The following is a 21,673-nucleotide window of genomic DNA, read 5'->3' as shown; positions in this document are numbered from 1 at the left end:
GCCGTGCCCGCCATCCTAAACTATCTGATTCACCTTTTACTGGCCGCCGTGCTGCTGGCCGTCTTTTTCGTCGTCTACACGCGCACGACGCCGGCCAACGAGGTGCTGCTGATCCGCCAGGGCAACCAGGCGGCGGCGCTATCGCTGGGCGGCGCGTTGATCGGTTTTTCAATCACCGTCGGTTCGGCGCTGATGCATACTGCGAATTACCAGGAGTTCTTCGCCTGGGCCTTCGGCGCGATGCTGGTGCAGGTGCTGGCGTATGCGATCACGACGCGGGTGCTGAACATGTCGAAGGACCAGATCGAGGCGAACAACACCGCATTCGGCGGCCTGCTGGGCGCGATCTCCATTTCCATCGGCGTCATCAACGGCGCCTGCATTTCCTAATTTAGCCAAACCAAAGCGAGGACCATCATGGGCATCGGCAGCTTTATCAAGAAGCAGTTTATCGACGTACTGCAGTGGAACGAGGAAGTCGACGGCGTACTGGCCTGGCGCTATCCGATGCAGGATTTCGAGATCCAGAACGGCGGCGTGCTGGTGGTGCGCGAGTCGCAGATGGCGGTGTTCGTCAACGAGGGCCAGGTCGCCGACGTCTTCGGCCCCGGCACCCACAAGCTGACCACGCAAACCCTGCCGATCCTGACCAACCTGAAAAACTGGGACAAGCTGTTCGACTCGCCGTTCAAGTCGGATGTCTATTTTTTCAGCACCCGCGTGCAGACCGGCCGTAAATGGGGCACGCCGCAGCCGATCACGATCCGCGACAAGGACTTCGACATGGTGCGCGTGCGCGCCTTCGGCATGTATTCGTACCGTGTGGCCGATCCGCGCCTGTTCTTCAAGGAGATCAGCGGCACGCGCGAGGTCTACACCCGCGACGAGGTGGAGGAGCAGCTGCGCGGCATCCTGATGGCGACCATGGCCAGCTCCCTGGGTAGCGCGCAGGTGCCGTTCCTCGATATGGCGGCCAACCAGGCGCTGATGGCGCAGCAGGTCAAGGGCGACCTGTCCACCGCGTTCGGCCGCTATGGCATCGGACTCGATGAATTCAACGTCGCCAGCGTCAGCCTGCCGGAGGAACTGCAGGCCGCGCTGGACGAGCGCATCTCCGCCGGCATGAAGGGCGGCATGAGCGCCGACAAAATGGCCGGCTTCACCCGCTACCAGGTGGCCAGCGCGATCCCGATGGCCGCGTCGAACGAAGGCGGCCTGGCGGGCATCGGCGCCGGCCTAGGCGCCGGCATGACGGTCGGCCAGATGATGGGGCAGGCCATGGCCGGCGCGGCGGCGCCTGCGGCCGCGGCGCCTGTCGCACCGGCCGCGCCGGCCGAGGACTCGATCGAAAACCGCCTGGAAAAGCTCAAGGGACTGCTCGACAAAGGCCTGATCTCGGCCGCCGACTACGACAGCACCAAGGCCGAACTGCTCAAAAAACTGATCGGCTGATAAGGACACATGCAAATCGTTTCCTGTCCCAGCTGCGGCGCGGAAGTCAAATTCCGCTCGCACGCCTCGGTCATGGCCGTCTGCGAATATTGCGGCACCAGCGTGCTCAAAGACGCCGACTCGGTCAAAGACCTGGGCAAGATGTCCTCCGTGCTGGAGGACTATTCGCCGATCCAGATCGGCGCCTCCGGCGTGCTCGGTAAGCGGCAATTCACGGTCGTCGGCCGCATCCAGTTGCGCTATTCGGCCGGCATGTGGAACGAGTGGTATCTGCTGTTCGACGACGGCGCCACCTCGTGGCTGGGCGATTCGTCCGGCATGTACACCGTCACCGCAGAATACAAGGGCAACGGCATCACGCCGCACGAGATCAACGTGCCGGCGTTCGAACAGCTGCGCCCCGGCGCCAGCTATGGCATCAACGGCGCGCCGTATATCGCCGCCGAGATCCGCTTGGCCGATTGCATTGGCGGCCAGGGCGAGTTGCCGTTCAAGGTGGGCGAAGGCTATCAGAGCAAGGTCGCCGACTTCCGGCGCGGCACGGAGTTCATCACCCTCGATTGCTCGGATTCGCCACGCCCGATCATCTACACCGGCATGGCGGTCACGCTCGACAGCCTGCGCATGCAGCTATTGCGCGACGACGAGACCATCCATCGCTCCGCTGGGCGTTATCGCGGCAAGCTCGATGCGCTCGATTGCCCGTCCTGCGGCAGCGGCATCAAATATCTGCCTGGTGTGACGACGACGCTGGTGTGCCCGGCGTGCCAGACGCAAATCGACGCGGCGGGCACCGAGGCGACGGTGCTGGCGGCCGGCGAACGCGTGACCGCGGCGCGGCCGACGCTCGATCTGGGCGCCACGGCCAACATCAACAAACAGGATTTCACCATCATCGGCATGATGCGGCGCATGGACGACGAGGGCACCGAGTGGACCGAGTACCTGATGTACGGCGCGCGCGCCGGCTTCTCATGGCTGGTGGAGACGGACGAGGGCTGGTCCGGCGCCACGGTGATGTCGGAGTGGCCGGTCGTCTACACGCCGGGACAGCAAAACGTGGTGGTGGAAAAAGCGCAGTACCAGCTGCTGTACGCCTACGGTTCGGAAGTCACCTTCGCCGCCGGCGCCTTCAACTGGCGCGTGGCCGTTGGCGACCATACGCAGGTCGAGGAATTCCAGGCCGGCCAGATCCGGCTGGCATGCGAGACCAGCGAACAGGAAATGACGTGGTCGCGCTCCGCGCCGGTCGCGGTCGACCAGCTGAAGGCCTGGTTCGGCGCCCAATTCCATGGCAGCGCGATGCCCGCGAAAGCAGCCGGCGGCACGCTGACGGTCAAAAACCGCTACCGCAACGCCGCCAAATACATCATCGGATTCATGCTGGTAATCAATGCGATACCGCTGCTGACGAATTTTTCCGGCACCTGGTTCATGAGCGCGATCGGCGCCCTGGCGATCTACCTGCCGGCGACATTTTTAGATAGCAACGACAAATCATGACGAAATTTTTCATTTATGCGGTCGTTGTTACCGTCCTGACCTCCTGCAACAGCTGGGGGCGGCTCGTCGGCGGTGGCGGTGCGGCCTCTCGTGGCAGCACCTGGAGTTCGCACACGGGCGGCGGCGGCGGCAGTTTTGGCGGCGGCTCCGGCGGCGGAGGCCACAAGTGAAACGCGAAACGCTACAGGAGGCCGGCGTGGCTTTGCCGGCCGTTCACCAACCGGTCGGCATTCATGTGCTGGCCGATCTGAACGGAATCGATGCTGAAAAATTAAGCAGCTGCGAGGCGCTGGAAAAGTTACTGCGGGCGGCGGCCGAGGCGGCGCACGCGCATGTCCTGCATAGCCATTTTCACGGATTTGGCGAAGGCCAGGGTGTGACCGGGGTGGTGTTGCTGGCCGAGTCGCATATCTCGATCCATACGTGGCCGGAGTGTGGTTTTGCGGCCGCCGACATCTTTATGTGCGGCAGCGCGCAGCCTGAGTTGGCGCTCACTATCATCGAACAGGCCTTGGCGCCTGCGTCCAGCCACATCAATACAGTTCGGCGAGCGCCGCCGGGCTTCGACTGATCAGTTCATCCTGGCCGCGCTTTGGCTGGCCGTCATCGGTTTGAGCGGAACGTCGCGAAAGATAGTGTCTTTGGGCGTGACAGCGGCTGTCCTGTTACCCGCGACCGACTCCGCCGTCAGCGATTGATGCCGAACATTCGACGCGCAGCCAGCCAGCGCCACCACCCCAACCAAAAAGAATGCCTTTTTCATATTTGTCCCCGTTTTGCTATTTTGCCTACTCGCATAACTGAAGTAACAATACCTCAAAGCGCGACGGGAACCACTGGTAAACGGTTCAAAATGAAAAATAAATTGGAAATTAGCAACGGTGTTGTACCAATGCCAATTCCGGGGTGGCAGGTCTTCGTCAGGCTGCTTGCGCGGCGGCCATTTCGTCATCCCGGCGCTGCACCTCGACGGCGGCAGGCCGGCCCTGCACGCGGGCGACGTAGTCGGTGATTTCCTGACGCGTGGGCAGCAGGTCGAAGGCGGTCATCCATCCCAGCGCCCCGCCCCACAGCACATCGAGCGCGGTGAACTGCTCGCCCAGCATATAAGGCCCCTTGGACAACTGGCCGACCAGCGTGGTGAAGACGTCGTCGAAATTGCCGTAACCGGTGGTCGCCTTGTCCTCGACTTCGCGCTTGAGCCAGCGGTCGACCAGCGCCGGCTCGAAGCAGCTGCCGTAGAACGCCATCCAGCGCAGATACGGGCCGCGCTGTGGATCGCCGATCGGCGGCGCCAGCTTCGCCTCGGGGAACAGGTCCGCCAGATACGGGTAGATCGCCACCTGTTCAGTGACGATGGCGTCGCCGTGGCGGATGGCCGGCACCTTGCCCATCGGATTGATCGAAAGATAGGCGGCCTCGCGGTTCTCGCCCTTCTTCATGTTCATGACATGTAATTGGTATGGCGCCTTGAGTTCCTCCAGCAATGTGATGACGCCGGTGGAGCGGGAATGCGGGCAGTGATATAAAGTGATTTGCGATGCCATGGACGTCTCCTGTCGGTGGTGAGGAAAATGCCACGATAGCCGCTGCTATCATGGCGGTCTTGTAAAAACGCGAACCCGATCATGACCAATAAGCTGATGGCCGATGGTCACTACAAAGGTGTGGTGCATCCGGCGGCGGTGGGCAAGGTCTTTCGGCTTGAGCGCTACCTGCCCGAGCCGGACCTGGCGCCGTTTGTCGAGTACTTTTGGCTGGTCGCCTGGCAGTTGCCGCTAGGCGTGGTCCACGTACAGCGCACCCTGCCCTCGCCGTGCATCCATGTGGTGTTTGACAGGGGCCGGAGCGGCGTGTTCGGCGTGATGACGGGCGCGTTCGAATACACGCTGCGCGATAGCGGCCGCGTGCTGGGCACACGGTTCCGGCCGGGGGCGTTTCGCGGTTTTCTTGGGCGGCCGGTGCAATCCATCACCGACCAGGAACTGCCGCTGTCGTCGGTGTTCCGCTGCGATGACGCCGAGGCAGAACGCAAAGTGCTCGACGCGCCCGACGATGCGGGCATGGTGGCCGCCGCCAGCGCCATCCTGCGCGGCGCCCTGCCGCCTCACGATCCGCAAATCGACCGCATCGGCGCGATATTGCAGACGATCAAAGATCATCCCGACATCACGCAGGTACAGCAACTTGCCGATCAGCTGGGAATCAGTGTGCGCCGGCTGCAACTGCTGTTCAAGGAATATGTCGGGGCCAGTCCGAAGTGGGTCATCCGCCGCAACCGCCTGCTCGACGCGGCCGACCAGTTGGCCAACGGCACCGACGTCGACCTCGCCACCTTGGCGCAGTCGCTGGGCTACTATGACCAGGCGCACTTCACGACGGACTTTGAAAAGCTGGTCGGCAAACCGCCAGCCGACTACCGCCGTAGTTGCAAGGCACCAACGGCCTGAGACCGCAAAAATGCTCTAAACCACGTGGCGACGCCCACGACACAAGAGCTCGTGTAGCAATGGTGGACCTGACCCCGGAGTTATGAGAAAATCAAGTCCCGCTATCAAGCCACAGGAGAAACTTCATGCGCACCGTTGATATTGCCCTCCTGTCGGCTGCCTGATTCCCCGGACTTCCCTGTCAATGTGTTGATCCGCGCGGCAACGCGCAGCTGACTTCCCGTATCCGTTCCTGTCGCGCCCGCGCGAAGGATTCTGCTCGCTTACCGGAAAACACACACAATGATAGAGATCGACTTCGCCTTACTGCGCCGCATCGGCTTGACGCAAACCATCGCGGCCCAACTTCACCAATATCCCGACGACACGCACCTTGCGCGTATCACCGAGATCCAGCGCGACCGGATCACCGTCCATGACGGAGAGGAGGAATTTCGCGCCCGCGCGCTGCCGGCGCTGCACGACGAACACCTGGCCGTCGGCGACTGGGTGCTCAGCACGGTGCGCGACCATGACGAGCGCTGGCTGAGCGCGCTGGTGCCGCCCACCACCCACATCGGCCGGCGCGGCAACGATGGCCGCCATCATCGCCTGGTCAGCAACGTCGACACGGCGCTGCTGGTGATGGGACTCGACCACGACTTCAATCCGCGCCGGCTGGAACGCTACCTGGCGATCGTACAGACCGCCGGCGTGCAGCCGGTGGTGGTGCTGAGCAAGGCCGACATCGGCGACGACGTGGCGCAACGCGTGGAGCAATTGCGCCAGCGACTGCCGACAGGCATTCCGCTGCTGGCCATCGACGGCACCAGCGACGATGCCGCACGGCAGCTGGCACCGTGGCTGGGTGAGGGACAGACGCTGGTGATGCTGGGCACCTCCGGCGCCGGCAAATCCACGTTGACCAACACGCTCGCACAGGCAGGCCAATCGACCGGCGGCGTGCGCAAGGGCGACGGACGTGGCCGCCATACGACCACGTCGCGCTCGCTGCACCGGTGCGCCGGCGGCGCCTGCATCATCGACACGCCCGGGCTGCGCAGCTGGCAACCCGATACCGATGAAGCCGGCCTGGCGGCGGCGTTCGAGGATATCGACGCTTTGGCGGCCCATTGCCAGTTCCGCGACTGCCGGCACAACGGAGAACCGGGCTGCGCCGTGCAGGGCGTGATCGACGCCGACCGGCTGCGCAACTATCACAAGCTGTTGCGCGAGGCGCGGCGCGGCCAGCAGACGCCGCTCGATCGCATCGCCGATGTCGCCAAGTGGAAAGTCATGCAACGCGCCGCCCAGGCCAGATCGAAAGCCCGGCGCGGTTGAGCACGCGGCGGTGCGCCTGCCCAGCGCGGCGCGCCGCCGATGCGGACAGACCGGGTGCCTGGATTCAGTTACACTGAAAGTTAATCACAGCCACGCGGCCATGCCGCGTCCAAATTTCGAGGCGCTGCATTGCACGACGCGCCTCGCGCCACCCTGGAAAGCAATCGTGATATGAGCATCTCCGCCTTTATACGCACCAACATGACGGAGATCCTCGCCGAATGGACCGCCTTCGCGGAGAAGACCGCGCCACCCGAGGGCGAGATGACCAAGCTGGCGCTCACCGACCATGCCCAGCAGATCCTGACCGCAATCGCGCTCGATATAGACACGCATCAGAGCGATCAGCAGCAGTACGACAAATCCCAGGGCGAGGACATCGATCTGGGCCCCGAGGAAAGTGCGGCCGCCATCCACGGACGGCTGCGCCACGCCAGCAACTTCTCGCTGCTTCAGCTCAGTTCCGAATTCCGGGCGTTGCGGGCGACCGTTTTGCGGCTGTGGTTGCCGCGGGTGACGCAGATGTCGGACCAGACCATCAACGACATGGTGCGCTTCAACGAGGCGATCGACCAGGCGCTGGCCGAATCCATCGTCACCTATTCGGAGCGGGCCGACCGCACGCGGGACTTGTTCCTGGCCGTGCTGGGCCACGACCTGCGGGCGCCGCTGGCCACCATTTCACTGGTGGGCGAGCTGCTCGCACGGCAGGACGCCTCGCCGGAACAAATCGCCACCTTGGCCGAGCGCACCAAGCGCAGCGCCATGTTGATGAGCGCGATGGTGAAGGACTTGCTGGGATTCGCCCGGCTGCAGATGGCCGCCGGCATGCCGACCACGCGCACGCCGCTGCAAACCGCCGAGGTCTGCAAGACGGCCGTGGCCGATGCGCAAGCCATGTTCCCGAACGCCGATATCGTCTTCCATGCGGACGGCGACCTGCAAGGCGAGTTCGACGATATTCGTTTGCTGCAGCTGGTCACCAACCTGTTGATCAACGCCGCGCAGCATAGCGACAAGGGCACGCCGGTGAGGTTGTCCGCGCACGGCGACGCCGACGCCATTACGTTGAAGGTGGCCAACATCGGACCGGTGATCCCGGCCGAGTCGCTGCAAACGATCTTTCAGCCGCTGGTGCAGCTCGAGCCGGCCGGCGGCCCCGATGCGCGTCCCAAGACCAGCCTGGGTCTGGGCTTGTTCATCGCGCAGGAAATCACCGCCGCGCACGGCGGCACGATCAGCGTGACGTCGAACGAGACCGACGGCACGGTGTTCACCGTGCGCTTTCCCCGTGATCGCTGATAAGGCTCGCTGCACCGGCGGCCTGAGTCCTCAAACCCCCGGCACGTCGTCCCCGGACAATTTCGCGGCGTGATCCAGCCAGCGCGCGACGATGACCAATTCCTCCTGCGAGAATCCGCTCGTCAATTGACCGTTCAGGCCTTGTAAGACCATACTCGACTGCGTACTCGCGGCTTTTCCGGCAGAGGTCAACCGCAAACGCGTCAGGCGGCCATCGGCGGCGTCTGCGACGCGCTCGATCAGGCCGGCGCCCTGCATACGCTTGGACAGGTTGGTGACCGCCGCCGGCGCCACCCGCAAGGCCTCGGCGATTTCGCCGACCGAAGCCTCATCCTTCGACGTCAGCAGAAACAATAGCCCCACCTGCGCCGAGGAAATGCCCTCCCAGGAATCGGGGCTGCCTTCGATCCACTTCTGGATCGCGCGCTGGGCGCGGTTCAGCAGGAAGACCAGCCGGGGCGGCTTCGACGGCGCGCTCATTTGGGCACCGCCGCCAGTAGCCAATTCGCCACCTTGCCCCACAACTCTTGCTCGAAGCGTTTTTTGAAGAAGCCCATATGCCCGACCGGCGGCATGCCTGCTACGCGCGGATCGAGGTGCCAGCGCTCCATTTGCGCGTTTTTCAGCGGAGATATCAGCATCTGGACGGCGCGGGCGTTGGCCCATGGGTCGTCCTCAAAGCTTACCACCAGCAGCGGTATGCGCAATTGCGCCATGCGCGATTCGGCCGCCATCGCCGGATCGTCGAAAAAGTAACGCGGCAAGGTGGTCCATCGGCGCCATTGCGTCATCGCGGTCCCGGGCAGGTCTTCGCCGAAGCCCAGTCGCTTGTTGGGCATGTACCCTGTCAAGGCGACCAGTATTGGCGCGAGCACGCGCATGATGAAACGCACGCGTTGCCGCTCGGCCCAGCCCTTGATGGTGTGCGAGGCACCTGCATGAGACGCCACCATCACAGCCGCGCGCAGCGCCCCGCTCGACGGCGACAAGGCGATCGCGTGGCCACCGATGCTGTGGCCGATGGCCAGCAGAGGCAACTGCGGAAACCGCCCCTGCGCCCACGTCGTGACGGCCGGGACGTCGTGATCGATCCAGTCCGACATGCTGACGTCATAACCGCGCAAGGAGGCCGGACGCGAACGTCCGATGCCGCGATAGTCGTAGGTCAGCACGCTCATTCCCAGGTTAGCCAGATAGCGGGCAAAACTTTGGTAGTAGCCCTGCGGCACGCCGGTAGCCGGATGCAGCAGCACCAGTGCGCGTGGATTGTCAGCCGGCCAGTGGGTTCCGGAGATGGTGCCCGCATCAGGCACGTTAATGATGATATTTTCGCTGTCCACGATGGCTGGAGATAGTTAACGTGTTAACGAATATAGCATCCAAGCCATGCTGCCGCAAGCACATGCATCACGCGCAAAAGATGGTGGATCTTTGATACCGCCCTAAAACGACTATACTTCTTCAAGATAGCCGCGATACTTAAGGAAATTCGCCGTGTCTACGAATAGAAAATTGCCTCTCAGCGACGAAGAGTTGGAAGTCTTCGAAGCGACCCGTAACTTGGGCGCCGAGCTGCTACAGGCGGGCAAGGAAATGAAGGCGGGTCTGGGACGGGTCGTGTACTCACCGCTGATTGCGGCCCGTGAAAATACCGGTCTCACACGGGAACAATTCTCAGCTTTGTTGGGAATCACCCCAGGTGAGCTCACGGAGCTGGAACAAGAGCGTCAACAACCGGACGGCGCCGTACGCACCCTGATCGCCATCGCCCTCAACCATCCCGAAGCATTGGTCGCCGTAGCGAACCGGACTCAAGAAACACTAGTGCCATAAAAAAAGGCAGCCGAGGCTGCCTTTTTTGCTGTGCTGCTGTGCAGCCGATGGTTTGCGTTGCTTAGTGCTTGGCGCGCAGTTTGGCGATCGCCGCCAGCTGGCCGATCGCTGCCGCCAGTTCGGCTTGCGCTTTCGCGTAGTCGATACCGGAGGTGTTGTTCGCCAGCGCTTCCTCGGCACGTTTCTTGGAGGCCGTCGCTTTGGCCTCGTCCAGATCCTTGCCGCGGATCGCGGTGTCAGCCAGCACCGTCACGGCGCCCGGCTGCACTTCCAGCAGGCCGCCGGCGACGAAGACAAATTCTTCCTCAGCTTGACCTGGTACCTGGATGCGGACCGCGCCCGGACGGATGCGGGTGATCAGCGGCGTGTGCTTGGGATAGATCCCCAGCTCGCCCTGTTCGCCCGGCAACGCGACGAATTCGGCTTCGCCGGAGTAGATCAACTCCTCGGCGGAAACCACGTCAACGTGAATAGTATTTGCCATGTGTGTCCTGTCGGGTTAGCTGCGGTCCCGCCGGGGCGGGACCGCGCTCAACGATTAGTTGAGTTTCTTGGCTTTTTCGATTGCTTCTTCGATCGTGCCGACCATGTAGAACGCTTGTTCCGGCAGGTGATCGAGCTCGCCCGAAGCGATCATTTTGAAGCCCTTGATCGTGTCCTTCAGCGAGACGTATTTACCAGGCGCGCCGGTAAACACTTCAGCAACGTGGAACGGCTGCGACAGGAAACGCTGCATCTTACGGGCGCGGGCGACCAGCAGTTTGTCTTCCGGCGCCAGTTCGTCCATACCCAGAATCGCGATAATGTCACGCAGTTCCTTGTAGCGCTGCAGGGTGCCCTGAACAGCGCGCGCGGTGTCGTAGTGCTCTTGACCGACGACCAGCGGGTCCAGCTGGCGCGAGGTCGAGTCCAGTGGATCGACCGCAGGGTAGATACCCAGCGAGGCGATGTCACGCGACAGAACGACGGTCGAATCCAGGTGACCGAAGGTGGTCGCTGGCGACGGGTCGGTCAAGTCATCCGCTGGAACGTACACGGCCTGGATCGAGGTGATCGAACCGGTCTTGGTCGAGGTGATGCGCTCTTGCAGACGGCCCATCTCTTCGGCCAGCGTAGGCTGGTAACCCACCGCCGATGGCATACGGCCCAGCAGTGCGGATACTTCGGTACCGGCCAGCGTGAAGCGGTAGATGTTGTCGACGAAGAACAGAACGTCCTTGCCTTCATCACGGAACGCTTCGGCCATGGTCAGGCCGGTCAGCGCGACGCGCAGACGGTTGCCTGGTGGTTCGTTCATCTGACCGTAAACCATCGCCACTTTGGAGTTCTCTGGATTTTCCAGATCGACCACTTTGGCATCGGCCATCTCGTGGTAGAAGTCGTTACCTTCGCGGGTACGCTCACCCACACCGGCGAACACGGACAGACCCGAGTGCGCTTTAGCGATGTTGTTGATCAGTTCCATCATGTTCACGGTCTTGCCGACGCCGGCGCCACCGAACAGACCGACCTTACCGCCTTTGGCGAACGGGCAGACCAGGTCAATAACTTTAATACCGGTTTCCAGCAGGTCCTGCGACGGCGACAGTTCGTCGTATGCAGGAGGCGTGCGGTGGATCGAGGCGATCTGGTCGTGAGCGACCGGACCGCATTCGTCGATCGGGTTGCCCAGCACGTCCATGATGCGACCCAGGGTCGCTTTGCCCACTGGCACCATGATTGGCTTGCCGGTGTTCTGGATCATCATGCCGCGGCGCAGGCCGTCGGACGAACCCAGAGCAATGGTACGGACCACGCCGTCGCCCAGCTGTTGTTGTACTTCCAGGGTCAGCTCGGAGCCTTCCATTTTCAAGGCATCGAATACCTTAGGCATCGCGTTGCGGGGAAACTCAACGTCCACCACAGCGCCGATACACTGAACGATTTTGCCATCAGCCATGTTCGTTCCTTCTATATAGTTTAATTCGTTTAAACCGCAGCCGCACCGGCGACGATTTCGGAGAGTTCTTTGGTAATCGCAGCTTGGCGGGTCTTGTTGTAGATCAGCTTCAATTCGCCGATCACACTGCCGGCGTTGTCGCTTGCCGACTTCATCGCCACCATACGCGCCGATTGCTCGGACGCCAGGTTTTCCGCCACCGACTGGTACACCAGCGCTTCAATATAGCGCTCCAGAAGTTCATCGATCACGCTTGCTGCGTCCGGCTCGTAGATGTAATCCCAGTTGTGATTACCCGCGTCGGCTTGCATCTTAGCGGCTGGCAATGGCAGCAACTGCTCCACCACCGGCTCTTGCTTCATCGTGTTGATAAACTTGGTGTAGCACAGGTAGACTGCGTCGACCTCGCCGTTCTGGAATTTCTCGAGCATGACCTTGACCGGTCCGATCAGTTTTTCCAGGTGCGGCGTATCGCCGATCTGCGTTACTTGCGCAACGACAGGAACGCCTACGCGATTCAAAAAGCCCAACCCTTTGTTACCGATGGCCACCGCGGCAATTTTGTTGCCGGCTGTTTCCAGCTCACGGGTTTTCGACGTCACCATGCGCAAGATGTTGGTGTTCATACCGCCGCACAGACCTTTGTCCGTGGTGACGATGATGAAACCAACCTTCTTGGCCGTGTCCTGTTGCTCTGTTGCCAGGAACGGGTGCGTGTATTCCGGATTAGCGGTAGCCAGATTAGCGGCGATATTGCGAATCTTCTCACTGTAGGGACGGGCGGCGCGCATACGGTCCTGCGCTTTGCGCATTTTCGATGCGGCAACCATTTCCATCGCCTTGGTGATCTTCTTCGTATTCTCTACGCTCTTGATCTTGCCTCGTATCTCTTTGCCTGCTGCCATGAGTCCTTACTCCTTCTGCGCTGAAGGCGGCACCGGGTTTGATCCCGTGCCGCCCGTGCCGCTTAAAATGCGCCGGATTTCTTGAAGTCGGCAACAGCGGCCGACAGCGTTGCTTCGCCGTCTTTGTCCAGTTGCTTCGACGATTCAATCTTCGACAGCAGATCAGCTTGCTTAGTCTTCAGGTAGGCGTGCAGACCGGCTTCGAACGACAGCACCTTCTTGACTGGCACGTCATCCAGGTAGCCCTTGTTCACTGCGAACAGCGAAGCGGCCATCAGCGAGATCGACAGTGGCGAGTACTGGGCTTGCTTCAGCAGTTCGGTGACGCGCGCGCCACGGTCCAGCTGTTTGCGGGTCGATTCGTCCAGGTCCGAGGCGAACTGCGCGAACGCGGCCAGCTCACGGTACTGCGCCAAGTCGGTACGGATACCGCCGGACAGGTTTTTGATGACCTTGGTCTGAGCGGCGCCACCGACGCGCGACACCGAAATACCGGCGTTAATCGCAGGGCGGATACCCGAGTTGAACAGCGAAGTTTCCAGGAAGATCTGACCGTCGGTGATCGAAATCACGTTGGTTGGCACGAACGCCGAAACGTCGCCAGCCTGGGTTTCGATGATCGGCAATGCGGTCAGCGAACCGGTCTTGCCGGTGACGGCGCCGTTGGTGAAGGCGGACACGTAGTCGGCGTTCACGCGGGCTGCGCGTTCCAGCAGACGCGAGTGCAGGTAGAACACGTCGCCTGGGTACGCTTCGCGGCCTGGTGGGCGGCGCAGCAGCAGCGAAATTTGACGATAAGCGACAGCTTGCTTCGACAAGTCATCGTAGACGATCAGTGCGTCTTCGCCGCGGTCGCGGAAGTATTCGCCCATCGTGCAGCCCGAGTAGGCCGAGATGTATTGCATCGCTGCCGATTCCGACGCGGTCGCTGCGACCACGATGGTGTACTCGAGCGCGCCGTGCGTTTCCAGCGAGCGAACGATGTTTTTGATGGTCGAGGCTTTTTGACCGATGGCGACGTAGATACACGTCACGCCCTGGCCTTTTTGGTTGATGATCGCATCAACGGCCACGGCCGATTTCCCGGTTTGACGGTCGCCAATGATCAGCTCGCGCTGGCCACGGCCAATCGGTACCATCGCGTCGATCGATTTCAGACCGGTCTGCATCGGCTGCGACACGGACTCACGGGCGATAACGCCCGGTGCGATCTTTTCGATGGGCGAAGTCAGCTTGGCTTCGATGGCGCCCTTGCCGTCGATCGGCTGGCCCAGCGCGTTGACCACACGGCCGCGCAGTTCAGGACCGACCGGCACTTCCAGAATGCGGCCGGTGCACTTGACCGTGTCGCCTTCGGAGATGTGCTCGTAAGCACCCAGAATCACGGCGCCCACGGAGTCACGCTCCAGGTTCATCGCCAGACCGAAGGTGTTACCTGGGAATTCCAGCATTTCGCCCTGCATCACTTCCGACAGGCCGTGGATGCGGACGATACCGTCGGCGACGGAAATAACCGTGCCTTGGTTGCGTACTTCAGCGCCGCCATCAAGGCCTTGGATACGGCTCTTGATCAGCTCGCTGATTTCAGATGGGTTGAGTTGCATACTAACTCCTAAAAGTGTTTCTCTCAGCTTGCGCGAGGGGAAGAATCTGTTCTAAGCGGGTCCGCCGGCTTGCGCCTTAGGCGGCCAGTGCCATACGCATCTGCGACAGCTTGGCGCGGACCGAAGTGTCCAGCACTTCATCGCCAACCACCACGCGCACGCCACCGATCAACGCCGGATCCACGGTCACGACCGGGTTCAGCTTGCGGCTGAATTTCTTTTCCAGTGTCGCGATCAGTTCGGCGACTTGAGCGGCGTTCAGCTCGAAGGCGCTGGTGATCTCGGCGTCCGCGGCGCCTTCCGTGGCGTTTTTCAACGCTTGGAATTGCGCGCCGATTTCCGGCAGCAGACTGATACGGCCGTTGTCGACCAGCATCGCCAGGAAGTTTTTCGCTTCCGGGGTCAAAGGCGACTTCACCAGGGCCGTAATGGCGGCGCTCACGTCGCTTGCCGAGGTCTTCGGGTTGCGGGCGAATGCTTGCACCTCGGGGTGGGCGCCGATCTGGGCCAGTTCGGCCACCAGTTCGGACCACGCCGCGAGGTTGAACGATTCCTTACCTGCTTGGGCTACGCGGAACAAAGCTTCCGCGTAGGGACGGGCGACGGTTGCGTTTTCTGCCATGATTACAGCTCGACAGACAGGCGCGACAACAGATCGGCGTGAGCCGAGGCGTTGACTTCGCGCTTCAAGATTTGCTCGGCGCCCTTCACAGCCAGGTCAGCCACCTGAGCGCGCAGCGTGTCGCGCGCCTTGGCCAGTTGCTGATCGGCGTCTGCCTTGGCTTGCGCAATGATGCGGTCGGCTTCGGCTTGTGCATTCGCTTTGATTTCTTCAGCCACCAGTTGCGCGCGCTTTTCGGCGTCGGCAACACGTTGCGAAGCTTCTTCGCGTGCACTGGTCAGTGCTTCGGCGGCGCGCTTTTCAGCGACAACCATCGCAGCCTGGCCCTGGTCGGCCGCAGCCAGACCATCAGCGATACGCTTGGCACGCTCATCCAACGCTGCGTTCAGCGATGGAAATACGAACTTCATCGATACCCAGACCAACACCGCGAAGGTGATCATCTGGCCGATGAGAGACATATTGATGTCCATACCTTTGCTCCTAACTAAAAGTTTCTCCTAGGGTGGAGCGGATTACTGAGCAGCGGAGATAACGGCAGCCAGGAACGGGTTGCTGAAGGTGTACAGCAGGGCAACGCCGACGCCGATCATCGAGATCGCATCCAGCAGACCAGCGATAACGAACAGCTTGGTTTGCAGTTGTGGCATCAGTTCTGGTTGACGGGCCGACGCTTCCAGGAATTTGCCGCCCAGAATTGCGAAACCGAGTGCGGTGCCGATAGCGGCCAGACCGATGATGATTGCTGCGGCCAGAACGGTCATGCTTTGTACTTGTGCGATCAGAGCTTGCATTGAAATTTCTCCTAAGATTTTAAAAAAGACTACAGATACTAAAAAAGATAAAACGATTTGTTGTTAGTGCTTCTCAACCGCAAGGCTCAGATAGACAACCGTCAACGCCATAAACACAAACGCTTGCAGGGTCACCACCAGGATGTGGAAGATAACCCAAGGACCACCCAGCAGCCACTGCGCCCACCATGGCAGCAGAGCGATCAGAATGAACAGCAGCTCGCCGGCGTACATATTGCCGAAGAGTCGCAGCGACAGCGACAGTGGCTTGGCCAGCAACTCGATCATCTGGAAGATGAAGTTGACCGGCGCCAGCACGATGGCCATGAAGCCATGCGCATGGAACGGGGCGGTCAGCAACTCTTTACCCCAGCCGCCCAAACCCTTGGCTTTGATCGAGAAACCAATAATGCACAGCATGACGCCGAACGACATGCCGAAAGTGTGGTTGACGTCGGCGGTAGGCACGACGCGCAGGTAGTGGACGCCAGCGTAGCCCAGCAGCTTAGGCAGCAGGTCGACCGGCAGGAAGTCCATGGCGTTCATCAGCCAAACCCAGCAGAAAATGGTGATCGCCAGCGGGGCGATGACCTTGCTCTTGGCGTGGAAGGCCGAATTGACCACTTCGTTGACCAGCTCCATGACGGCTTCGACGAAGTTTTGCAGCTTGCCCGGCACGCCGGCGGTCGCTTTACGCGACGCCATGTAAAACACGCCCAGGAAAATCAGTCCCAGAATGGCCGAAACCCAGAACGTGTCCAGGTTGTACATGCCATCGGCACTTTTCAGGTGGGTCAGGTGATGCTGGATATACTCGATTGAGGTCGGCGCAGCTTGTGTATGCGCCCCTGCAGCGTTTTCTGTGGTCATAAAAGTTTAGATTTTGGTGATTAAATTGCTAGCAGTGAGAACCAGTATGCCAAGGTTGCCACCGCGAAACCCAAGATCAGCCATAACCAAGAGGCCGACTGAAACAGCGCCAGTGCCACAATAAACAGCACTACCGTGATAAATATCTTCGTTACTTCAGCCCATACATGCGACCGGAAAACTTTTTTGGGGTCATTTGTTCCGCCCGCAACAATCATCGCGTACATCAGACTCCCGATGACTGCGATTGCTCCGCCATAGGCGGCCGACCAAGCTTTGAGTACTCCACCCCAGTTCCAGGCGAGCAAGGCGAATCCAGTGACGATAGCCAACTGGAGGGCGACGACTTTAAACATCGGCTTGGAATGACTCGTTGATTTACTCACTGCCGAGCTCCAAAAAAAGCCGATAAAACCCAAAGACGCGTGATTATATGTGTCTTTACTGTATCACGTCAAACATTGCTGCACCGCAGCAGAGCATTTTGTGCGCGAATGAGACGCTTTTATAAACATTTCCAAACGCTTTGCACCACTTTGGAACCAGTTGTATGTTTGGCGTTTTGTTGAGTTCGCGGCAAAAATCCTGGGCGCGGGCGGCGCTAGGCGGATTACGCTTCGCTAATCCACCCTACGTGGTTCCGCGACGGGTCTTCGTCAGGCGCGCAATCTCGCTAGCACGCCATCCAAAATGTCAAGGTCGGCAAAATCGATGATCATCTGGCCGCGTCCCTTCGTCCCCATCTTGAACACCACCGGCGTGGCCAGCTTGTCGGACAGCTCTTCCTCCAGCCGGACGATGTCGCCGGACTTTTCCTTCTGCCGCGCCTCAGTTGGAGACGCCTTCTGTTCTTCCAAGGTCTTGGTCACTAATTTTTCGGTCTCGCGCACCGACAGCCGTTTGGCGATGACCATATTGGCAAGATTGATCTGCGTGGCCGCGTCGACCGCCAGCAGCGCGCGGGCATGGCCCATGTCGATATCGCCGGCCATCAGCATGGTTTGCACCGCCGACGCCAGATTCATCAGGCGCAACAGGTTCGACACCGCGCTGCGCGAACGGCCGACGGCGCTGGCCGCCTGCTCGTGCGTGAAACTGAAATCGGTGATCAGGCGATGGATGCCCTGCGCCTCTTCCAGCGGATTCAAATCCTCGCGCTGCATGTTCTCGATCAGCGCCATCGCGGCGGCGGCCTGGTCGTCCACGTCGCGCACCAAAACGGGGAGCACTTCCAGGCCGGCGATTTGCGCGGCGCGGAAACGGCGTTCGCCGGCGATGATCTCGTAGGTGATCTCGCCGGTCAGTTTATTGGTGCCGACCGGGCGCACCAGGATCGGCTGCATGATGCCCTGGCTCTTGATCGACGCGGCCAGCTCCTGCAGGCCGCCCTCGTCCATGCGGGTACGCGGTTGATATTTACCGGCCTGCATCTGCGTCACGTTCAGTTGGGACGGGGTGTTGGCGTCCGCGGTGGTCAGATCGCCGTCGCCGCCGAGCAGCGCTTCGAGGCCGCGACCGAGGCCCTTGAGTTTTTTGGTTGCCATGATGTGGGAATCTCTACGTTACATTTTTTTAATGCGCGCGACCATCTCGGCGCCAAAGGCGATATACGCCTGCGCACCCTTGGAGGATGGATCGAACGTGACGCCAGGCAGGCCATACGACGGCGCTTCGGCCAGACGCACGTTGCGCGGGATGATGGTTTTGAAGACCTTGTCGCCGAAGTGCTGCTCGAGCTGTGCCGACACCTGCTGCGATAGCGTCATGCGCGGATCGAACATCACGCGCAGCAGGCCGATGATCTTCAGATCGGGATTCAGGTTGGCGTGCACCTTCTTGATGGTGTTGACCAGGTCGGACAAGCCTTCCAGCGCGTAGTACTCGCACTGCATCGGGATGATGACGCCGTGCGCGGCGCACAGGCCGTTCAGGGTCAGCATCGACAACGCCGGCGGGCAGTCGATCAGGATGAAGTCGTACTCCTTGTCGACGGCGGCCAGCGCATCCTTCAGACGGCGCTCGCGGTTGTCCAGCGAGACCATCTCCACTTCCGCGCCGGCCAGCTCGCGGTTGGACGGCAGCACGTCGAACTTGCCCGGCTCCGAACGCTGGCGCGCGGTGGCGACGTCGGACTCGCCCAGCATGACCTCATAGGTCGACGCGGGCAGGCCCGCCTTGTTGATGCCCGCGCCCATCGTGGCGTTGCCCTGCGGGTCCAGGTCCACCAGCAGCACGCGCTGGTTCAGTTTTGCCAGGCCGGCGGCCAGGTTGACGGTTGTTGTTGTTTTACCAACTCCACCTTTTTGATTCGCTACGCAGAAAATTTTTGCCATGTAGTTCTTATCGATCTCTTTTTGGTTTCGGACGACGAGGTCTCGTTTTCAAATTATTTATTTATACTGTTTATACGATATATACGATATAAACGATTTATACTGTTTATAAGGTATAAACAATTTATACGGTATAAACCGTTTATACGGTTTCTGCCTCGATGAACACAAGATGGCGTTCCGCCTCCAGTCCAGGCACCGTCAAAGGCTCCAGTTTCTGTACTTTCCATGGCTCCGGAAGCCGCTCCCGTTCGTCTTCTGGAGCGGTGCCTTTCAGGGCGATGAATCGTCCGCCCTCTTCCAGCAAATGGCCCGACCAGTTGACGAAGTCCGACAGGTCTGCAAAGGCCCGCGAGGTGATGACATCGAACTTGGTCTTCACTTCCAGCTGCTCCACGCGCTTGGTGTACACCGTCACGTTGGACAGGCCCAGCTCCGCCTTCACCTGGTTCAAAAACGCGGTCTTCTTGTGCACCGTATCGATCATCGACACCATCATGTCGGGACGGCTGATGGCCAGCACCATGCCCGGCAAGCCACCGCCCGCGCCCACGTCCAGCACATTTTTCGCGCCTGCGAACGCCGGTACGGCGGCCAGCGAATCGAGCAAATGCAAGGTCACCATCTGCATCGGATCGCGCACCGACGTCAGGTTGTAGACCGAATTCCACTTGTTCAGCAGCGCCAGATAGTCCAGCAGCTTCTCTACCTGATCGTCGGCCAGGTCCAGATTCAGATCCTTGATGCCTTGTTTTAAAACATCCGCGACAACTACACGGTCAAACACCTTCATTGAACTGCCTCGTCTTTCTGCGCATTTTTGTCATTCAGGAAGCCGCCGAAACCGGCCTTTTTCAGGTGCACCAGCAGCAGCGAGATCGCCGCCGGCGTCACGCCGGAGATACGCGACGCCTGGCCCAGGGTCTCGGGACGCTGCGCATGCAGCTTCTGGCGCACTTCCACCGACAGCGCGGTGATGTCCAGATAGCTGAAACCTTCCGGCAATTTCAGGTTTTCGTAGTGCTCGTGGCGCTCCACTTCCTTGGTCTGGCGGTCGATATAGCCCGAATATTTGAGCTGGATTTCGACCTGTTCGCGCACCGCTTCGTCGCTCACGCCGGGTCCGGCGAGATCCTTGCCGTCGATGCCGGACAGGCTCATCAGCTTCTCGTACTCGACGCCGGGACGGCGCAACAGGTCCGCCAGCGAGTACTCGCGCTCGATCGGCTGGCCGATAACGCGCTCCGATTCAGCCGCTTCCAGGATGCGTGGATTCACCCACGTGGAACGCAGACGCTCCAGTTCCAGCGCCACCGCTTCGCGTTTTTTCTCGAACGCTTCCCACTGCGCGTCACCGACGCAGCCCAGTTTGCGGCCGATTTCGGTCAGGCGCATGTCGGCGTTATCCTCGCGCAGGCTCAGGCGATACTCGGCGCGGCTGGTGAACATGCGGTACGGTTCCAGCACGCCTTGCGTGACCAGATCGTCGACCAGCACGCCCAGATAGGCCTCGGAACGGGCCGGCGTCCAGGCTTCCTTGCCTTGGGTTTGCAGCGCAGCGTTGAGGCCGGCCAGCATGCCTTGCGCCGCCGCTTCCTCGTAACCGGTGGTGCCGTTGATCTGGCCGGCAAAGTACAGGCCGCTGACGGCCTTGGTTTCCAGCGATGCCTTGAGGCCGCGCGGGTCGAAATAATCGTATTCGATGGCGTAGCCCGGACGCAGGATGTGGGCGTTTTCCATGCCCTTCATCGACCGTACCAGCTCGATCTGCACGTCGAACGGCAGGCTGGTCGAGATGCCGTTTGGATAGAATTCGTTGGTCGTCAGGCCCTCCGGTTCCAGGAAAATCTGGTGCGATTCCTTGGCCGAAAAACGGTGGATCTTGTCTTCGATCGACGGGCAATAACGCGGGCCGACGCCTTCGATCACGCCGGTGTACATCGGGCTGCGGTCCAAACCGGCACGGATAATGTCGTGGGTTTTGTTGTTAGTGTGCGTAACCCAGCACGGCATTTGCGCGGGATGCATGGCGGCGTTGCCCATCACCGAGAACACCGGCACCGGATCGAGGTCGCCAGGCTGCTCGGTCATCAGCGAAAAGTCGATGCTGCGGCCGTCGATGCGAGGCGGCGTGCCGGTCTTTAAACGGCCCTGTGGCAGCTTTAATTCCTTCAGGCGGGCAGACAGCGAGATCGCCGGCGGATCGCCTGCACGGCCCGCTGAGTAGTTCTGAAGGCCCACATGGATCTTCCCGTCGAGGAAGGTTCCGGCGGTCAGCACGACGGCCGGCGCCAGGAATTTCAGGCCAATCTGGGTGACGGCACCGACGACACGGTCGCCCTCCACCATCAGGTCGTCGACGGCCTGCTGGAACAGCCACAGGTTGGGTTGGTTTTCCAGACGCGAACGGATCGCGGCCTTGTACAAAATGCGGTCGGCCTGGGCGCGCGTGGCGCGTACCGCAGGGCCTTTGGACGAGTTCAGGATGCGGAACTGGATGCCCGATTCATCGGTGGCGATCGCCATCGCGCCGCCCATGGCATCGACCTCTTTGACCAGATGGCCTTTGCCGATACCGCCGATGGAAGGGTTGCACGACATCTGGCCCAGGGTCTCGATGTTGTGCGTCAAGAGCAAAGTCTTCTGCCCCATGCGGGCGGAAGCAAGGGCCGCCTCGGTACCGGCGTGACCACCGCCGACGACGATGACGTCGAAATTAGTTGGAAATAACATGATGGAATTGGGT

General features: G+C 60.8%; 25 protein-coding genes and 1 pseudogene. 8 read left to right on the top strand and 18 right to left on the bottom strand.

What is annotated here, in order from left to right; all coding sequences use genetic code 11:
• The first annotated feature begins 3 nt into the window (after window positions 1–3).
• From NHH73_01875 to NHH73_01865, 3 genes are read left to right on the top strand one after another with little or no spacing between them, the layout of a single operon-like run.
• Window positions 4–390: a DUF350 domain-containing protein gene (locus NHH73_01875; GenBank protein ID USX27074.1), complete on the top strand. Its 387-nt coding sequence runs from the start codon at window positions 4–6 to the stop codon at window positions 388–390.
• A gap of 27 nt (window positions 391–417) precedes the next feature.
• Window positions 418–1,452, top strand: coding sequence for an SPFH domain-containing protein (locus NHH73_01870; GenBank protein ID USX27073.1), 1,035 nt, complete (start codon window positions 418–420; stop codon window positions 1,450–1,452).
• A gap of 9 nt (window positions 1,453–1,461) precedes the next feature.
• Window positions 1,462–2,955 (top strand): DUF4178 domain-containing protein, encoded by a 1,494-nt coding sequence (locus tag NHH73_01865; protein ID USX27072.1) that lies wholly within the window; start codon window positions 1,462–1,464, stop codon window positions 2,953–2,955.
• A gap of 53 nt (window positions 2,956–3,008) precedes the next feature.
• On the opposite strand, the pseudogene NHH73_01860 reads toward NHH73_01865, so the two are convergent.
• Window positions 3,009–3,115: pseudogene (locus NHH73_01860) on the bottom strand (energy transducer TonB).
• A gap of 6 nt (window positions 3,116–3,121) precedes the next feature.
• Here NHH73_01860 and speD point away from each other — a divergent pair.
• Window positions 3,122–3,526 (top strand): adenosylmethionine decarboxylase, encoded by a 405-nt coding sequence (gene speD / locus NHH73_01855; protein ID USX27071.1) that lies wholly within the window; start codon window positions 3,122–3,124, stop codon window positions 3,524–3,526.
• Here speD and NHH73_01850 read toward each other — a convergent pair whose 3' ends face one another.
• Both NHH73_01850 and NHH73_01845 read right to left on the bottom strand, forming a co-directional pair.
• The gene (locus NHH73_01850) at window positions 3,527–3,718 is read right to left on the bottom strand and encodes a hypothetical protein (protein ID USX27070.1); all 192 of its coding nucleotides are present in this window, start codon (window positions 3,716–3,718) and stop codon (window positions 3,527–3,529) included.
• 157 nt (window positions 3,719–3,875) lie between these two features.
• On the bottom strand, window positions 3,876–4,502 hold the full coding sequence (locus NHH73_01845) for a glutathione S-transferase family protein (protein USX27069.1): 627 nt from the start codon (window positions 4,500–4,502) through the stop codon (window positions 3,876–3,878).
• An 81-nt stretch (window positions 4,503–4,583) separates the two neighbouring features.
• Between NHH73_01845 and NHH73_01840 the strand changes: the two genes are divergently transcribed.
• The 3 genes from NHH73_01840 to NHH73_01830 all read left to right on the top strand — a co-directional run bounded on the left by NHH73_01840 (window position 4,584) and on the right by NHH73_01830 (window position 8,027).
• Complete coding sequence (locus NHH73_01840) at window positions 4,584–5,405, top strand: helix-turn-helix domain-containing protein (protein ID USX27068.1); 822 nt, start codon at window positions 4,584–4,586, stop codon at window positions 5,403–5,405.
• A gap of 282 nt (window positions 5,406–5,687) precedes the next feature.
• Window positions 5,688–6,725 carry a ribosome small subunit-dependent GTPase A gene (gene rsgA, locus NHH73_01835; protein USX27067.1) on the top strand — a complete coding sequence of 346 codons (1,038 nt, stop codon included), beginning with the start codon at window positions 5,688–5,690 and terminating at the stop codon, window positions 6,723–6,725.
• A 171-nt stretch (window positions 6,726–6,896) separates the two neighbouring features.
• Window positions 6,897–8,027 carry a sensor histidine kinase gene (locus NHH73_01830; protein USX27066.1) on the top strand — a complete coding sequence of 377 codons (1,131 nt, stop codon included), beginning with the start codon at window positions 6,897–6,899 and terminating at the stop codon, window positions 8,025–8,027.
• A gap of 30 nt (window positions 8,028–8,057) precedes the next feature.
• On the opposite strand, the gene NHH73_01825 is transcribed toward NHH73_01830, so the two are convergent.
• Together NHH73_01825 and NHH73_01820 are read right to left on the bottom strand one after the other, a co-directional pair.
• A complete protein-coding gene (locus tag NHH73_01825) occupies window positions 8,058–8,507 on the bottom strand; it encodes a MarR family winged helix-turn-helix transcriptional regulator (GenBank protein ID USX27065.1) in 450 nt (149 codons plus the stop codon).
• Complete coding sequence (locus tag NHH73_01820; protein ID USX27064.1) at window positions 8,504–9,367, bottom strand: alpha/beta fold hydrolase; 864 nt, start codon at window positions 9,365–9,367, stop codon at window positions 8,504–8,506. Before NHH73_01820 ends, NHH73_01825 begins: the two co-directional genes overlap by 4 nt.
• 154 nt (window positions 9,368–9,521) lie before the next feature.
• Between NHH73_01820 and NHH73_01815 the strand changes: the two genes are divergently transcribed.
• The gene (locus NHH73_01815) at window positions 9,522–9,860 is read left to right on the top strand and encodes a helix-turn-helix domain-containing protein (protein ID USX27063.1); all 339 of its coding nucleotides are present in this window, start codon (window positions 9,522–9,524) and stop codon (window positions 9,858–9,860) included.
• Window positions 9,861–9,921: 61 nt separating this feature from the next.
• Here the strand turns inward: NHH73_01815 and NHH73_01810 are convergent, their stop codons facing one another.
• The 13 genes from NHH73_01810 to mnmG form a co-directional block, all read right to left on the bottom strand.
• Entirely contained in the window at window positions 9,922–10,344 is a 423-nt protein-coding gene (locus tag NHH73_01810; GenBank protein ID USX27062.1) for a F0F1 ATP synthase subunit epsilon, read from the bottom strand.
• 54 nt (window positions 10,345–10,398) lie between these two features.
• Complete coding sequence (gene atpD, locus NHH73_01805) at window positions 10,399–11,799, bottom strand: F0F1 ATP synthase subunit beta (protein ID USX27061.1); 1,401 nt, start codon at window positions 11,797–11,799, stop codon at window positions 10,399–10,401.
• A gap of 29 nt (window positions 11,800–11,828) precedes the next feature.
• Complete coding sequence (atpG, locus tag NHH73_01800) at window positions 11,829–12,704, bottom strand: F0F1 ATP synthase subunit gamma (GenBank protein USX27060.1); 876 nt, start codon at window positions 12,702–12,704, stop codon at window positions 11,829–11,831.
• A gap of 62 nt (window positions 12,705–12,766) precedes the next feature.
• Window positions 12,767–14,308 (bottom strand): F0F1 ATP synthase subunit alpha, encoded by a 1,542-nt coding sequence (atpA, locus tag NHH73_01795; protein USX27059.1) that lies wholly within the window; start codon window positions 14,306–14,308, stop codon window positions 12,767–12,769.
• Between the two features lie 76 nt (window positions 14,309–14,384).
• Complete coding sequence (locus NHH73_01790; protein USX27058.1) at window positions 14,385–14,930, bottom strand: F0F1 ATP synthase subunit delta; 546 nt, start codon at window positions 14,928–14,930, stop codon at window positions 14,385–14,387.
• A 2-nt stretch (window positions 14,931–14,932) separates the two neighbouring features.
• Window positions 14,933–15,403 (bottom strand): F0F1 ATP synthase subunit B, encoded by a 471-nt coding sequence (locus NHH73_01785; GenBank protein USX27057.1) that lies wholly within the window; start codon window positions 15,401–15,403, stop codon window positions 14,933–14,935.
• A 42-nt stretch (window positions 15,404–15,445) separates the two neighbouring features.
• Window positions 15,446–15,724 (bottom strand): F0F1 ATP synthase subunit C, encoded by a 279-nt coding sequence (gene atpE, locus NHH73_01780; GenBank protein USX27056.1) that lies wholly within the window; start codon window positions 15,722–15,724, stop codon window positions 15,446–15,448.
• A gap of 63 nt (window positions 15,725–15,787) precedes the next feature.
• On the bottom strand, window positions 15,788–16,594 hold the full coding sequence (gene atpB, locus NHH73_01775; GenBank protein ID USX27055.1) for a F0F1 ATP synthase subunit A: 807 nt from the start codon (window positions 16,592–16,594) through the stop codon (window positions 15,788–15,790).
• A 20-nt stretch (window positions 16,595–16,614) separates the two neighbouring features.
• Complete coding sequence (locus tag NHH73_01770) at window positions 16,615–16,980, bottom strand: ATP synthase subunit I (GenBank protein ID USX27054.1); 366 nt, start codon at window positions 16,978–16,980, stop codon at window positions 16,615–16,617.
• Window positions 16,981–17,250: 270 nt separating this feature from the next.
• On the bottom strand, window positions 17,251–18,138 hold the full coding sequence (locus NHH73_01765) for a ParB/RepB/Spo0J family partition protein (GenBank protein ID USX27053.1): 888 nt from the start codon (window positions 18,136–18,138) through the stop codon (window positions 17,251–17,253).
• A gap of 18 nt (window positions 18,139–18,156) precedes the next feature.
• Window positions 18,157–18,927: an AAA family ATPase gene (locus NHH73_01760; GenBank protein ID USX27052.1), complete on the bottom strand. Its 771-nt coding sequence runs from the start codon at window positions 18,925–18,927 to the stop codon at window positions 18,157–18,159.
• Between the two features lie 142 nt (window positions 18,928–19,069).
• Window positions 19,070–19,720: a 16S rRNA (guanine(527)-N(7))-methyltransferase RsmG gene (gene rsmG, locus NHH73_01755; protein ID USX27051.1), complete on the bottom strand. Its 651-nt coding sequence runs from the start codon at window positions 19,718–19,720 to the stop codon at window positions 19,070–19,072.
• A complete protein-coding gene (gene mnmG, locus NHH73_01750; GenBank protein USX27050.1) occupies window positions 19,717–21,660 on the bottom strand; it encodes a tRNA uridine-5-carboxymethylaminomethyl(34) synthesis enzyme MnmG in 1,944 nt (647 codons plus the stop codon). Before mnmG ends, rsmG begins: the two co-directional genes overlap by 4 nt.
• Window positions 21,661–21,673: the final 13 nt, after the last annotated feature.

This window comes from Oxalobacteraceae bacterium OTU3CINTB1, assembly GCA_024123955.1.
Taxonomy (GTDB): domain Bacteria; phylum Pseudomonadota; class Gammaproteobacteria; order Burkholderiales; family Burkholderiaceae_D; genus Rugamonas.
Note: the sequence above shows the minus strand (reverse complement) of the source record. Positions and strands in the feature narration are given on the sequence as shown.

Bases quoted from the DNA above. Each gene is read 5' to 3' on its own strand.
- NHH73_01785 (USX27057.1), bottom strand. From the start codon at position 15,403: ATGGACATCAATATGTCTCTCATCGGCCAGATGATCACCTTCGCGGTG.
- rsgA (USX27067.1), top strand. From the start codon at position 5,688: ATGATAGAGATCGACTTCGCCTTACTGCGCCGCATCGGCTTGACGCAA.
- NHH73_01865 (USX27072.1), top strand. From the start codon at position 1,462: ATGCAAATCGTTTCCTGTCCCAGCTGCGGCGCGGAAGTCAAATTCCGC.
- NHH73_01810 (USX27062.1), bottom strand. From the start codon at position 10,344: ATGGCAAATACTATTCACGTTGACGTGGTTTCCGCCGAGGAGTTGATC.
- atpB (USX27055.1), bottom strand. From the start codon at position 16,594: ATGACCACAGAAAACGCTGCAGGGGCGCATACACAAGCTGCGCCGACC.
- atpG (USX27060.1), bottom strand. From the start codon at position 12,704: ATGGCAGCAGGCAAAGAGATACGAGGCAAGATCAAGAGCGTAGAGAAT.
- atpA (USX27059.1), bottom strand. From the start codon at position 14,308: ATGCAACTCAACCCATCTGAAATCAGCGAGCTGATCAAGAGCCGTATC.
- NHH73_01840 (USX27068.1), top strand. From the start codon at position 4,584: ATGACCAATAAGCTGATGGCCGATGGTCACTACAAAGGTGTGGTGCAT.
- NHH73_01845 (USX27069.1), bottom strand. From the start codon at position 4,502: ATGGCATCGCAAATCACTTTATATCACTGCCCGCATTCCCGCTCCACC.
- NHH73_01850 (USX27070.1), bottom strand. From the start codon at position 3,718: ATGAAAAAGGCATTCTTTTTGGTTGGGGTGGTGGCGCTGGCTGGCTGC.
- atpE (USX27056.1), bottom strand. From the start codon at position 15,724: ATGCAAGCTCTGATCGCACAAGTACAAAGCATGACCGTTCTGGCCGCA.
- NHH73_01760 (USX27052.1), bottom strand. From the start codon at position 18,927: ATGGCAAAAATTTTCTGCGTAGCGAATCAAAAAGGTGGAGTTGGTAAA.
- NHH73_01870 (USX27073.1), top strand. From the start codon at position 418: ATGGGCATCGGCAGCTTTATCAAGAAGCAGTTTATCGACGTACTGCAG.
- atpD (USX27061.1), bottom strand. From the start codon at position 11,799: ATGGCTGATGGCAAAATCGTTCAGTGTATCGGCGCTGTGGTGGACGTT.
- rsmG (USX27051.1), bottom strand. From the start codon at position 19,720: ATGAAGGTGTTTGACCGTGTAGTTGTCGCGGATGTTTTAAAACAAGGC.
- NHH73_01790 (USX27058.1), bottom strand. From the start codon at position 14,930: ATGGCAGAAAACGCAACCGTCGCCCGTCCCTACGCGGAAGCTTTGTTC.
- mnmG (USX27050.1), bottom strand. From the start codon at position 21,660: ATGTTATTTCCAACTAATTTCGACGTCATCGTCGTCGGCGGTGGTCAC.
- NHH73_01830 (USX27066.1), top strand. From the start codon at position 6,897: ATGAGCATCTCCGCCTTTATACGCACCAACATGACGGAGATCCTCGCC.
- NHH73_01825 (USX27065.1), bottom strand. From the start codon at position 8,507: ATGAGCGCGCCGTCGAAGCCGCCCCGGCTGGTCTTCCTGCTGAACCGC.
- NHH73_01765 (USX27053.1), bottom strand. From the start codon at position 18,138: ATGGCAACCAAAAAACTCAAGGGCCTCGGTCGCGGCCTCGAAGCGCTG.